The 13,546-nt window shown below is 39.7% G+C and carries 13 protein-coding genes; 12 read left to right on the plus strand and 1 reads right to left on the minus strand.

Annotated elements, in window-relative coordinates; all coding sequences use genetic code 11:
• The first annotated feature begins 2 nt into the window (after positions 1 to 2).
• From ABJH98_RS07600 to ABJH98_RS07645, 10 genes are all read left to right on the plus strand, one after another.
• Positions 3 to 1,202: a tetratricopeptide repeat protein gene (locus ABJH98_RS07600; RefSeq protein ID WP_348307050.1), complete on the plus strand. Its 1,200-nt coding sequence runs from the start codon at positions 3 to 5 to the stop codon at positions 1,200 to 1,202.
• A 66-nt stretch (positions 1,203 to 1,268) separates the two neighbouring features.
• A complete protein-coding gene (locus tag ABJH98_RS07605; RefSeq protein WP_348307051.1) occupies positions 1,269 to 1,682 on the plus strand; it encodes an OmpA family protein in 414 nt (137 codons plus the stop codon).
• A gap of 90 nt (positions 1,683 to 1,772) precedes the next feature.
• Positions 1,773 to 2,246 carry a MarR family transcriptional regulator gene (locus tag ABJH98_RS07610; protein ID WP_348307052.1) on the plus strand — a complete coding sequence of 158 codons (474 nt, stop codon included), beginning with the start codon at positions 1,773 to 1,775 and terminating at the stop codon, positions 2,244 to 2,246.
• 146 nt (positions 2,247 to 2,392) lie between these two features.
• Positions 2,393 to 2,626: a cold-shock protein gene (locus ABJH98_RS07615; protein ID WP_348307053.1), complete on the plus strand. Its 234-nt coding sequence runs from the start codon at positions 2,393 to 2,395 to the stop codon at positions 2,624 to 2,626.
• Between the two features lie 11 nt (positions 2,627 to 2,637).
• The gene (locus ABJH98_RS07620; protein WP_348307054.1) at positions 2,638 to 3,051 is read left to right on the plus strand and encodes a hypothetical protein; all 414 of its coding nucleotides are present in this window, start codon (positions 2,638 to 2,640) and stop codon (positions 3,049 to 3,051) included.
• Positions 3,048 to 4,472 (plus strand): sodium:solute symporter family protein, encoded by a 1,425-nt coding sequence (locus ABJH98_RS07625; RefSeq protein WP_348307055.1) that lies wholly within the window; start codon positions 3,048 to 3,050, stop codon positions 4,470 to 4,472. Before ABJH98_RS07620 ends, ABJH98_RS07625 begins: the two co-directional genes overlap by 4 nt.
• A 132-nt stretch (positions 4,473 to 4,604) precedes the next feature.
• A complete protein-coding gene (locus tag ABJH98_RS07630) occupies positions 4,605 to 5,687 on the plus strand; it encodes an aspartate carbamoyltransferase (protein ID WP_348307056.1) in 1,083 nt (360 codons plus the stop codon).
• Positions 5,688 to 5,690: 3 nt separating this feature from the next.
• The gene (gene asnB, locus ABJH98_RS07635; RefSeq protein ID WP_348307057.1) at positions 5,691 to 7,682 is read left to right on the plus strand and encodes an asparagine synthase (glutamine-hydrolyzing); all 1,992 of its coding nucleotides are present in this window, start codon (positions 5,691 to 5,693) and stop codon (positions 7,680 to 7,682) included.
• A 19-nt stretch (positions 7,683 to 7,701) separates the two neighbouring features.
• Positions 7,702 to 8,934: a Zn-dependent hydrolase gene (locus tag ABJH98_RS07640; protein WP_348307058.1), complete on the plus strand. Its 1,233-nt coding sequence runs from the start codon at positions 7,702 to 7,704 to the stop codon at positions 8,932 to 8,934.
• A complete protein-coding gene (locus ABJH98_RS07645; protein WP_348307059.1) occupies positions 8,931 to 9,710 on the plus strand; it encodes an isochorismatase family cysteine hydrolase in 780 nt (259 codons plus the stop codon). The genes ABJH98_RS07640 and ABJH98_RS07645 overlap by 4 nt, the downstream gene beginning before the upstream one ends.
• A gap of 159 nt (positions 9,711 to 9,869) precedes the next feature.
• Here ABJH98_RS07645 and ABJH98_RS07650 read toward each other — a convergent pair whose 3' ends face one another.
• Entirely contained in the window at positions 9,870 to 11,345 is a 1,476-nt protein-coding gene (locus ABJH98_RS07650) for a hypothetical protein (protein ID WP_348307060.1), read from the minus strand.
• Between the two features lie 171 nt (positions 11,346 to 11,516).
• Here ABJH98_RS07650 and ABJH98_RS07655 point away from each other — a divergent pair, with 171 nt between their 5' ends.
• The gene (locus ABJH98_RS07655; protein WP_348307061.1) at positions 11,517 to 12,641 is read left to right on the plus strand and encodes a helix-turn-helix domain-containing protein; all 1,125 of its coding nucleotides are present in this window, start codon (positions 11,517 to 11,519) and stop codon (positions 12,639 to 12,641) included.
• A 155-nt stretch (positions 12,642 to 12,796) separates the two neighbouring features.
• Complete coding sequence (locus ABJH98_RS07660) at positions 12,797 to 13,444, plus strand: MCP four helix bundle domain-containing protein (protein ID WP_348307062.1); 648 nt, start codon at positions 12,797 to 12,799, stop codon at positions 13,442 to 13,444.
• Positions 13,445 to 13,546: the final 102 nt, after the last annotated feature.

The raw sequence follows: 13,546 nt of genomic DNA on the forward strand, positions 1-13,546 counted from the left end.
TTATGAATACAAATAGACTGTTCGTGCTTACGCTTGCCTTACTTATGAGCGTAGTATCTTTCGCACAGAAGGGATCCGTAACTAAAGCGGATAGTTATCTGGCTAAAAGTGAATTTGCAAATGCGAAAGCAGAGATTGATGTAGCTATAACGATTGAAAAGAATGCATTAAAATCAAAAACATGGTTTGTCAGAGGAAAAATCTATCAAGCGATTGCCACAAGTACTGATGAGGCTGTATCGTCATTAGATGCAGAGGCACTAAATAAATCAGTAGAAGCTTATAACAAGATTTTGGAAATGGACAAAGAAAACAGTCCTAATCACTTGATCGCAAATACGAATTTGGATGCTATCTGGGGAAATTTCATCAATGCAGGAGGTACCGTGTATGGTGAAGAAAATTTTGAAGGTGCATTAGCCAATTTTGAAAAGGCACTAATCGTTAAATCAGAGGATTCAGTAACCTTATTGTACGCGGGTGTTTCAGCACAACAGGCAGGCCTTACCGACAAGACTTTGAAGTACTATTACAAAATGTTGGATGCTGACATAGCTAACCAAGACGTAATTTCTACTTTGATCTATTTAGAAAGATCAGAAAAGAAAAATGACGAAAAAGCTTTGGAGTTGGTAAGAAAAGCAAAAGAATTATATCCTACTGAAACTAAGTTTGGACAGGAAGAGATTAGCTTGTTGTTGACAATGGACAAAGTAGATGAGGCTAAGACTAAGTTGGAAGCGGCAATTGCTAAGGATCCAAGTAATGTGAATCTACACTTGAATTTAGGTGTGCTATATGACAACCTTGCAAGTGCAAAACTTGAAGAAGGAAAAAAAGAAGAAGCTCGAGCGGATTACAACAAAGCCAAAGAATCTTACTTAAAAGCTATAGAAGTGGATACCGATAGCTATATCGCTAACTTCAATACTGGAGTAATCTATGTGAACTTAGCTAAGGAATACTATGATGAAGTTCGTGATATGAGCTTGAAAGATTATGATAAATATGGTTCTGCTAGGTTGGAAAAAGCAGACAAGATTTTAAAAGAAGGATTGCCTTATATGGAAAAAGCTACTGAAATCCAACCAGATGATGTTAGCGGTCTTAAAGCACTTCAGCAAATGTATACACAGTTGAAAATGATGGATAAAGCAGAAGCTATTTTAGATAGAGTAGATGCTTTAGAAGCAGGTCAATAAGAGACATTTGAAGCCATTGGCTTCGGAACCGGGTAACCAGCTCAAGCGTATTTCGTATGCTTAAAAATGGTTACCCGGTTTTTTTATGCGCTTATTTTTGTAATACTTTCATTTCAAAGCATTGCGCAAACAGAGCATATTAGAAAAAGTATTTATTTCCCTGGTGGTCAATATTATATTACGCCATACCAACTCAATGAATTGCACCAATTTTTAGATTCAATTCCTGAATTAAGCCACTTTAACATCACCATTCATAGCCATACGGATAATATAGGAGGTGTATCATACAATCAATGGCTTTCTCAAATGAGAAGTGCCACAACCATTAATGAGTTAATTGAAAATAATGGAATACCATTAGAATCAATTGAACAAAAGGATTTTGGACAATTCAATCCAGTTTATGATAATAACACCCCACAAGGAAGGCAAATGAATAGGAGAGTAGATATTCTTTTTTGGCCTATTTCGCTTTAGTGTGTTAGGCTGGCATGCCACCATGTAGAATTTGGAAAGTTTGAGGGTCTTTATCAACTTACAGTTTGTAAGAATAAATTTATTCCGTTCATGGACTCCCTTGAAATAATAGTAAGTATTCGAAAGATTGTGCGATCACTCAATCTTGAGTCGAAAGGTATCCAAAAGGAATTTGGTCTAAGTATTACTCAACTACTTTGTCTGGGACATTTACAAAAAAGTACTAATTACCAGTCTAATCACAAAGAACTAATGAATCTATTGAGCCTCAATTCTAGTACCGTGACTGGTATTATCAATAGATTAGAGAAAAGAGGGTATGTGGTTCGTCTGCCTAAGCAGGGCGACAAACGAGTCACTTTTATCACCTTAACGGCATCCGGAATCAAATTGCTCGAAGAAACTCCTAATGTTCTACACGACCGATTAGCCAGAAAACTGGATAATCTTACCGAACAAGAGAGAGGAATGGTGAAAGACGCATTAGAAATTATCACTTCGGCTATGCAAATTCATCAATTGGATGCCTCTCCATTGCTTACTCCAGAAGAACCTATTGATTAATTTATTGTAAAGCCAGGTTTTCAGATTGAACTAGTTAATAATATGTTCTGTAGAACCTTTTTATTACCTTTGTTTAAATTTAATTATGTCGTATAGAACATATTGAATATATGACTCACTAAAAAAGAGAAAGGACAGTTGTTTCTATGGGTAGAAAAAATTTCAACGCATTTATCAAAAGACAAAAAGCTGAGAAAAAAAGAAAGAAGAAATTAGAAAAACAACTCAGGAAAGAAGACAAAAAACACGAAGACACAAGTGGAGATTTGCAGGATATGATCGCTTATGTTGATGAATTTGGCAATATTCTAGAAGAGCCGCCAGAAGATCAGAACACAGTCATTGAGCCCAAAGAAGATAGTGATAAAGAAGAAAAGTAAATCACTCATACATGAATGCATTAATAATATTTACCTGGGTTCTAATCGCCAATCCCTCCAATATTCAGTTCTCCACAGAAAGTCTCATGGTAGAATCCAACAGTGGATATCTACAGTTGGAATGGAATGCAGAAACCAACGCAATTAGTTATGTACTGCAGCAGTCCGCCGACGCCAATTTCAATGAGTTTAAAACAATCTATCAAGGGCCAGATCAGGCTACTTTTATTTCAGGCCTAGACAACGGGACCTATTATTTCAGAGTGGGTAACGAATCAGGCCACTGGTCTGATACCCTCACACTCAACGTCAAACATCAATCCCTGTCACTGGCATATACCTTATTTGGACTGGGCTTTTTGGTATTTGCCTGTACTGTATTTATTGTCATTAAAGGTGTTCGAACTTCTACAACCCATTCATGAACAAACAATCTTTTATTATATCTCCTGAAACGGGTTGGATACTCTTAGGTACGCTCGGTCTACTGTGGATTATTTTAGGCATCTACTGGGGTAGGAAAGCCAAAAACATGGATGGTTTCATGGTGGCCGGCCGGAATGTGGGATTGGCTTTCGGTGCTGCTACAGCCATGGCTACCTGGGTGACTTCCAATACAACCATGCTAGCACCACAGTTTGCTTTGCAACTGGGTATCTGGGGTATGATTGCATATTCTACGGCCTCTTTCGGGCTGTTTTTGTTCGCCCCACTAGCCAAAAGAATCAGGCAATTGATGCCATCAGGCTATACTAGTGGTGATTTTATAAGACTTCGTTATGGCAAACCGACCTGGGTGCTATTTTTAATTATCAGTATTTTTTATGGATTTACCTGGCTGGTGAGTATGGGCATGGCTGGTGGTATTTTGATGAATGCCATCGCAGGTATACCCTACGAGTTGGGTATGACAGTCATTCTGTTGGTCTGTGTGATATATACCTTGTTTGGTGGTATGTATGCCGTAATTGGCACCGACTTTATCCAATCTTTAATCATTTTGGTAGGTATTGTGATCGTAGGCATTGGCGTGTTGACACAGATTGACTTTGACACTATCTACACCAATGTATCTACAGAAAAACCCATGCTACTCAATGCACTCATGCCGGCAGCTATTATGTCGATATTTAATAATATGCTTTTTGGATTAGGAGAAGTTTTTCATAGCAATGTATGGTGGAGTAGGGCTTTTGCCATGCGTCAGGAAGTAGGAAAGAAGGCCTATTTACTTTCTGGCTTATTTTGGTTTCCTGTGCCCATAGCTGCTGGTTTTATTGCACTGACCAGTGGGTCCTTAGGAATCAATATTACTAGCCCAGATATGGTTGGCCCCTTGGTATCGGCCAGCGTCTTGGGACAAGCAGGGGCGATTATCGTATTTGCTGTATTTTTTTGCTCTTTAGCTTCTAGTATTGATAGTTTATTGGCAGCCACTTCTGACTTGATTACAGAAGACATTTATCGCAAGATGATCAACCCAAATGCCGGAGATAAAACATTAAGGAAAGTATCAGCAGGTATTATAATCGGTTTAGGCCTCTTGGCTTGGTCGGCCTGTATGCCACGCATCGGTACTTTGGCTACGGTACTATTTTTTGCCGGACCCATGGTAGGTAGTACCATTTGGCCAATTGTGACAGGCTTATTTTGGAAAAAAGCAAATGCTAAAGGCGCCATTTGGGGCATGTTGCTCGGAAGTGTAGTTGGCTTGATCGCTTATTTCCAATTGGGTTGGTATACCGCGTCTTTGATTGGTGCAGCAGTCTCTATGATTACTGTACTGCTTATGACTTACCTCTACCCAGATAACTTTGAGTGGAAGACGTTAGACGAAAACCACTAAACTTAAATAACCATATATGTATTTTTCACAGACCTTTATATGCGTAATGATAGTGCTGGCTTTGGCTGGAATAATTGCCACAGTGATATCTTTGATATGGCTTTTTATGAAGGATATTAAATCAAAGAAACTATGGTAACGGATAAATTTAATCCCAAAGAAAGCACATTGGATCAAGATCCTTTGGCATCGGATGGTTTGAATTTGGATCCCCAAGGATTAATAGAAAAAGATCCAATTAATCTCGATGAGCTCAAGAGACTTACAGGACAAAGTGTATTGTCAGTGGATCAGTTCGACAAGGAATTGGTGCTGGAGGTTTGCAAATTTGCTGCTCTCTTAGAAAGCAAAGAAATTGCCAAGGCACATCCATTGGATGGCAAGATAATTATCACTGCTTTCTTCGAAGCAAGCACCAGAACACGTCTTTCGTTTGAAAGTGCTGTACTTCGTTTGGATGGTAAAATCATTAGTATTCCGGAAGGAAAATCAACAGGCCAAGCCAAAGGAGAATCTTTGCCAGACATAGGGGAGATGTTCAATGCTTATGCCGACTGCGTGGTCATGCGCCATACAGATACGGATGCCATTGACGAGATCATGCACAACCTACGAATACCGTTAATCAATGCAGGCAACGGTACAGGTGAGCACCCAACACAGTCATTAGCCGATTGGTTTGCCATTCTCAAATGGAAACCCAAATTGAAAGGCAAACTGAAGCCGAATGATCGTATTCATTTAGGTATTTTAGGGACACCAGGTAGCATGCGTGCGGTCAACAGTTTTCTGCGCATGTCTTTACTATTTAATGATGGGATTAAAAAAATTTCTCTCATTTCCGAAATGGCAGATCCATTGGGAGAGGAGCTGGCGCAAAAAGTAAAAGAATCGGGCATAGAAGTTTTTATCTCTAATGATATCAATGACGTAGTGAGTGATTTGGATGTGATCTATATGAACTCCATAGCTTTTCTGGGAGATAGTTATAAATCACTCGATTCCAGATTCAAGCTGGATGAAAATACTAAAATGAAAGAAGATGCGGTGGTCTTGCACCCACTGGCGAGACTCGATGAGCTCGACCCAATGCTAGACGGTACGCATCACAATTTATACTTTACACAAGCGCATGGAGCTGTCTTTGTCAGACAGGCGCTGTTTATCTCCATTCTCAATAGATTTGATAAAATACCAAAAGACGAAATACAATAGGTCATGTGCGGAATAACTGGATACTGGAAAGCAGGAAGATTAGAACCTGCAGCGGAAATGAACTTGAAGAATATGGCCAAGAGCCTGCACCATAGGGGTCCGGATGGTTATGGTTTTCATTTTAATGAAGAAATTGGACTGGCCATGGGACATGCCCGATTGTCCATTATCGATTTGGATACAGGTTCTCAACCACTATACAGTCAAAATAAGAAAAATGTACTGACCGTCAATGGTGAGTTTTATGACTACAAAAGAATCAGAACCAATCTAAGGCTGGAAGGGTTTGAGTTTGATACCAAAAGTGACAGTGAAATTGCTTTGCCTTTGTATAGAAAACATGGTTTGGACTTTGTGGACCATCTAAGGGGTGAATTTGCCATTTCCATGTATGATGAAGAGAAAGATCGATTAATACTGGTAAGAGACCGCTTTGGGGTAAAGCCTTTGTTTTACCACATCAAGGATGGAAATGTGTTTTGGGGCTCTGAAATCAAATCACTTTTTGCACACCCCGAAGTGCCAAGGAGTTTCGACAATCAGGCCGTATTACACCAGTTGATGCATACCATGGTGCCAGGCACGAGTGCCTATAAAGATATTCATGCCCTCAGACCAGGGCATATGCTCATTATCCAACGTAAAGGAGACAGTCTCGATATTCAGGATCATAAGTACTGGGATATGGATTTTCCAATGGAGAACGAGAGAGATCTGAGTAAACCAGCAGATTACCATATCAAACGTGTACAGGATGAACTCTTGGAGGCTGTCGCTTTACGATTGGAAGCTGATGTACCAGTGGGGTGCTATTTGTCTGGTGGGATTGACAGTTGCTCCATGTTGGGATTGGCTTCTTCGATGCAGCAGTCTCCTGTCAAAGCATTCACCATCAGTTTTGACAACAAAGCCTATGATGAAGCACCCATAGCCAAGGAAATGGCGGATCGGGTACAAGCCGATCAGGAACAAATCAATCTGTCTGCCAATGAGTTATACGGTGATAGTTATATTAAAACTTTATGGCATGCCGAAAGAACGTTTTACAATACGCTAGGTGTTGCCAAATACCAAATGAGTAAACGGGTAAACGAATGTGGCTATCGTGTGGTGGTGACTGGTGAAGGCTCGGATGAGCTGTTTGGAGGTTATCCTCAGCTCAAAAGAGACATGCTGAAATATGGCTATCAGGCACTGAATGGCTCAAGCCATCATAGCAAAGAAGAACTCGAAAGCTACAAGCAACTGATGGAAAAAACCAATAGTTTGTTTAAAGGAGCCATTTTATCAGAAGAACATTTGAATCATTCCGTGATGGACGAAATCTGTGGATTTACCCCGTCTTGGATTCAGCCCTGGATGCATACCTTAGATATCGCAAGACCACTGCTTCACAACGATATTTTGGATGATATAAGAGACTATGATCCTATAGCCGCTATTGCGCAAAGTTTTGATGTCAAGCAGTTGAACGGTCGACATGCACTAGATAAAGCACAATACACCTGGAGCAAAACCATGCTCGAATGCCAAATTCTGAATTGGGGAGGTGATCGGGTAGATATGGCCAACTCAATGGAATCCAGACCTGCATTTTTAGATCATCATGTGGCAGAAATGGCGAGAGACATTCCACCGCATTTGAGAATCAAAGGCAACACTGAAAAGTGGGTATTGCGTGAAGCGATGAAAGAAATCTTGCCTACTGTGCTGTACGAACGTGAAAAATTTGCTTTCATGTCTCCACCCGCACATACAGAAGAAAAGAAAAAGAAGGCTTTGAATGCCTTACTAGATCAGTACATGAACGAAGATGTAGTACGCGATGCAGGGCTATTTGACCCTCAGCGCTTGAATCAGTTCATGACCGATTATCGAAACGACAAAGACCCTGTATCGCTGGTACGGAAAGATGCCTTGATCAATCATTTGTTGGGATTGCATGTTTTGCACAAACAATTTGTAAAAGGTGAGCAACCAGAATTAATTGTATAAATCTGATTTAAAAAGAGCCATGGAAGTCAAATTTGAACGGCTGAAGGATAATATCAACACGCTTGCGCAGATCGGCAGACAGGAAGATGGAGGAATCTACCGTATGGCTTTTACGCCGAAAGAGCAGGAAGGGAGAGAATGGCTCATTCAGCAATTAAAATTGGCCAACATTCCATCTCAAATGGATGGTGCACTTAATATTGTCGGTAGACTGGAAAATGACTCTAATCGCACCAAACCTGCCATCTTGATCGGTTCACATATAGATACGGTGCCTAATGCAGGGGCATTGGATGGTGCCTTGGGTGTATTGGTCGCGTTAGAATGTCTCACACGGATCAATGAAGAAAATATCCAAACATCATTTCCCTTAGAAATGATTGCCTTTAGTGATGAGGAAGGCCGTTTCGGCGGTATGTTTGGCTCGAGAGCATTGTCTGGGCAATTAAACCCTGGCATTCTGGAAGAAGCTACAGACCTGGATGGTCATGCACTGAAAGATGTGATTTCGGCTTTAGGTTTTGAACCGTACAAAGCACTGGACGCGTCAAGGCTTTCAGAGGAAATCAAATACTATTTGGAATTGCATATTGAGCAAGGCCCTGTTTTGGATGTGGAAGAGTTATCCGTAGGGATAGTTACTGACATCACAGGATTATTCAAGTGGCAGGTGCAATTGACAGGAGCAGCCAATCATGCGGGTACTACACCGATGGAATTGCGTAAGGATGCCTTTATGGGATTGGCAGATTTCGCTCATGAAATCCCAAGAATATTGGATGAAAATGGGAGTGAAGACTCGCGTTTGACTGTGGGCAACGCTTCTCTATATCCAGGGTCAGCCAACACAGTGCCCGGCAAGGTCGAATTTAGCATTGATTCCAGAGACGTCAATCTTGAAGTATTGGAAGAAATTAAAACCGCCTGCAGAAAGACTTTGTCTGCCATAGCACGTAGAAGAGGCCTGCAATTTGATTTTAATGAAGTAAGTGTGATCGAACCAGTGGCATGTAATGAAGCGATTAAAAAAAGCATTGAGGCGAATGCCAAAAAGTTAGCGTATGATTACAAACTGATGCCTAGTGGCGCGGCGCACGATGCACAAATGATGGCCAAAATAGCGCCGATAGGTATGATTTTCGTACCTAGCAAGAATGGGGTGAGTCACTCACCGCATGAATGGACTGACTGGCACCATATAGAAAAAGGTGCTAATTTGATGTTAAATACAATCTTAGATTTATCAAAATGACAGAAATAGCAAGATCTCTAAATCCAGCAGACTCTTTGGATCCGCTCAAAGACTATTACCATGACATTGTAGATGATAAGACCGAAGAACGAATTGAGCATTTGCAGCACCACGAAGTTGCTTTGCTCGTCATTGATATTCAATATCTCGATGCTGCCAGAGGCTATGGCGTTTTTAAAGATGTGACCACTTCTGGAATCCCAAAAGCCCAACAGGACTATTATTTTGACACACTGCAAAGAAACGTATTACCTAATGTGCAAAAACTTCTAAATACATTTCGTGATAAGAATATGGAGATCATTCACACCAGAATTCAGTCATTGACACAAGATGGCAGAGATCGCGGCAATGGTCATAAACGACTGAATTTATTAGCTGCGCCGGGTTCTAAGGAAGCGGAGTTCATCCCAGAGGTGGCTCCGTTGAATGATGAAATTATCATTAATAAAACAGCCAGTGGTGTGTTTTCCTCTACCAATCTGAACTATGTGCTCCAGAACCTGAAAATAAACGAACTGATCGTGGCCGGTGTATATACCAATGAATGTGTGGAAACCACTATTCGTGATGCTTGTGATCTGGGCTATCTGGTGACATTGGTGGAAGATGCTTGTACGACCGTGACCCCAGAATTGCATCAAGGAAGTATCAACAGCCTAAAGGATCGTTATGCGTCTGTTTTAACCACAAATGAAATCGAAAAACGATTCAAACCACTGGAAGAATGTGAGATAGACCCTGATGAGGTTTCGCTAGTCAGAAGGATTAATTAAACTATTCATGGTTAAATTCATTTATTACCAAGTCTAATTTTTTCATACCGTGAGAAGCATATTCAGCTAGGTATATAATAGTACGATCACTTATGTTAAGCCTGTTTGTGCATGATTTCAAGTTCAAAGATTAATTCAAATCATAGAATATGATGAATCTTAATTTTCAGTAATCACTCGAAGGCTGCCTTTTCCACCGGGAGATACTTCTGAAATGTAAAGTTTTGAACCGTCAGGAGATAGGGCTATGCCCAGCGGACGATCGAAAGTAGCTACAGTGCCATACCCGTCAATATGACCAACGGAACCTGTTCCGGCTATCAAGTCATATTCACCACTGGCTTTACTCACTCTAAAGACCTTATTGGCATTATAACTTGTGGTGTATAAGTAATGGTCATCGTTAATTATCGGCCCCAAATTTCCTACAGGAAGTGTAGCAAAATTAGAGGCTTCTCCACTTTCGTTCACTTGACTAATCACGCCATCGTTCCAATTGGTCACATAAAATAACTTATTTGCTACGTCATAGGTGATACCTGAGGATTTATTAAAAGGACTACCTGAAGCAAACACAGATTTAGTACCATCAGGTTCGATTTTCAACATACTATTGGTAGGGGGTTCCATAGCATAAATGTTTCCATTTTCATCTATCTCTAGTCCTGATGCTTCTTGAACACCTGAATAAAATTGATTGGAACTTGCATCACTCAGATCAATTTTGGAAATAATACCTGGAGCATTCCAGCCAGAAACATACATATTGCCATCTTGATCCAATACACTTCCCACGGGCCATGATGGAAGGCCCTCTTTAAACAAGCTAAACTCACCGACAGGAGTTACTTTATAGATGGTAGTGCCATTCCACATATTTACTAGTCCATTACAATTCACATAAATATTGCCGTCCGAATCAACTGATATACCATCATTGCCAGGGAACTCTTCTACCAATGTAGATACTGAGTATAGGGGTTCAGGAGATTCGTCTAAGGTTACAATCCATTTTGAAGTGGTAACACCATCTTGTGCTGTAACGGTATATTCGACTGAGCTTGTGAAATCATTTGGAGTGATGCCTGACTCTTGAATTTCATCCTCAATACGAACTGTTGCAAAATCTGAAACTGTAAAGTCGGCTACCAGCGATGAAAAATCCGTGCCGTATGGCATGATAAGGGTTACTTCATTAGACACAGAGTTTATTTCAGTTTGTCCATTTTGACCAGAAATACGATAACTGAGCAATAGCGCATCGGAGAGTGGAGCGGACAGCTCTATGTTTATGGTCCATATTTGCGAAGTACCGTCAGCTGCGGTAACTACCCAATCTATAGGGTTAGTGAAATCAAACGTTGCAGTATTGCTAATGGATTTGTTATTATGCGTGGCACTTGCTCCTTCCGAAAGTGTAAAGCTGATTGCAATGTCAGACAAATCAGTATCAAAACTAACTTCAGCACTAATAGAATGACCTTTTTCATCTATAATAGCCGAGCCAATCTGTATACCTCCGTTGATATCAAAGGTGAGAATATTGGCTTCACTACTAAGATCAGCGGTAGAGGAATTCTCTGAACAGCCGAAAATAAGACCAAGAAATACAATAACAATGAAATGTCTAATCATGTTTTTAGAATTAAATTTTATGCAAGGCTAAGAAAATACGATGTTGTTGGACTGGAAAAATGGATTAGGAAGGTTCATCTCGATAGAAATGAACTAGTTTATTAAATTATGCAGATGAACTCAAGCGTTTATTTTTGAATATTGTGGTGTGGCTTCTAAAATTATTAAAAAATGAATTTCACTCTAAACGTATGGTCGTTTTTACTATTGCTGGGCGCTTCTCAGGCGCTTATTTTGACGGGAATTATCATACTTAAAATCCGAAGAGATGAGCAAGGAGGTGGAATTTTCGCTCTTCTGCTTTTAAGTTTTTGCATAATTTTAGTAGATCATAGTACGAGACTCTCTTCCCTTTATAAGACGTTGCCACAACTGTTGTACCTATCCGATGCGCTGTGGTTCGCATTGATGCCTTTGTTATGGCTTTATGTAAAAAGAAGCTTATCCAAAAAATTAAGATGGCATGATGCCTTGCACTTCGTGCCTTATCTATTTTTCTTATTCTGGTATTGGGGCATATTTACTGCACCAGCAGATATAAAACTTAACATCTATGAGAATTATCTAAAAGGAGGGAGTCAGTATCACTTATTGGTAAAACTTTCCATTCTGGGTATGATGCTTCAAATGTTGACATACCTTGTGTTTAGCATAGTATATATCACCCGATATGAACGAGAATTCAAAAAGCAGTTTTCAGGTAATGACATAGATAAAGTAGGCTGGCTCAAGAGAATCATTAGTTTTTTCACACTCTATTTTCTATTTGAATTTACTTTTTCAACCTACCGCAATTTTATGGGTATTCAGAATAAAGTACTTGAAAACTGGTCATTGGTGGCATGGACCGTCTTTATTATCTCCCTAGCCTATACCATACTAAACAGGCCCAATTTGATCGGATACAGACTACATAATCTAGGTAACAAAAAATCAAAACCAGATATAGTGGAGCCGATAGATGCGTTGACCCAATATATGTCCGAAAAAAAGCCTTATCTGGATAATGGATTAAGCTTACATCAACTGGCTGATGGAATCGGCTTAGGAACACATCAACTCTCTAGTTTACTTAACAATGAACTAGAAACGAATTTCTATGAATATATTAATACGCACAGAGTCAGAGCAGTAAAAAGCAAATTAGAAGAAGGGGAACATCGTCAGTATTCCATTTTCGGAATCGCACAAGCTACCGGTTTCAATAGTAAGGCGTCATTTTACAAGTTCTTCAAAAAGGAATACCACACCACACCTAGAGGCTTTCTTCTCAAACTAGAAGAAAGCAACAAATAAATACAAATGGTCAAATCAAGTCCGTCAATTCGTAAGAGTTGAATTTTCTTTAAAGTCCAATTTTACCAAACATTCTTTACTTTACCTAAGTATTAATAATCAAGGCATCTGTGTATAAAAGCATCGGTGGTTATGAAATACAAAAATCTTAGCGTATGAAGTGGACTTATTCTATCGAGCAAAAAATAAAAGCGGCATTATCGCTCGGAATCGTATTTGTTTTGGTCATGGCGACCAATTTGATCGACCGAAATCATTTTTCTGAGTTGCAGGAGTCCTTTTCATCCGTATATAAGGATCGTCTGTTGGTAGAAAATTATATTTTCAAACTTTCCGGATTTATCCATCAAAAACACATGCTCTTGCACACCAGTGCAGCTAATAAAATGAGTTCGAAGGATCAACAAAAGATTAATCAGGCCATAGACACGTTGCTCATTGACTATGAGAAAACCAAATACACCGCAAAAGAAACTCGACTGTTTGACGAATTCAAAACCGAACTATTAGATGTTCGTGAATTAGAAGAGCGATTTCAAACAGACAGTACTTCTACAGAACTTCGCAGTGAGATTGAAAAGAAACACCTTCAATTGATTGCCTTGCTTGAGGGCTTGTCCAATATACAAATGGAAGAAGGAGGGAAACTCATCAATCAATCCATTGGTGTCATCAACACCAGTCATTCCATATCGAGGATCGAAATTATTATTCTCATCTGTATCGGTCTGTTTGCCCAAGCGTTGGTATTAGCCTCCAAATCCTTGAAGCCTAAAAAGCCTCAAAATTTTAATCTTAATTAAGAATAAAAGGGATCATTCTGTAAAGTTGGTAGGGAAATTTAATATAATCAAATATACATCTTGTCTTGATTGAATGTGACCTGTGAGACAGAGGTTAAAACT

Origin of the sequence: Reichenbachiella sp. (assembly GCF_039969095.1) — a bacterium.
GTDB lineage: Bacteria > Bacteroidota > Bacteroidia > Cytophagales > Cyclobacteriaceae > Reichenbachiella.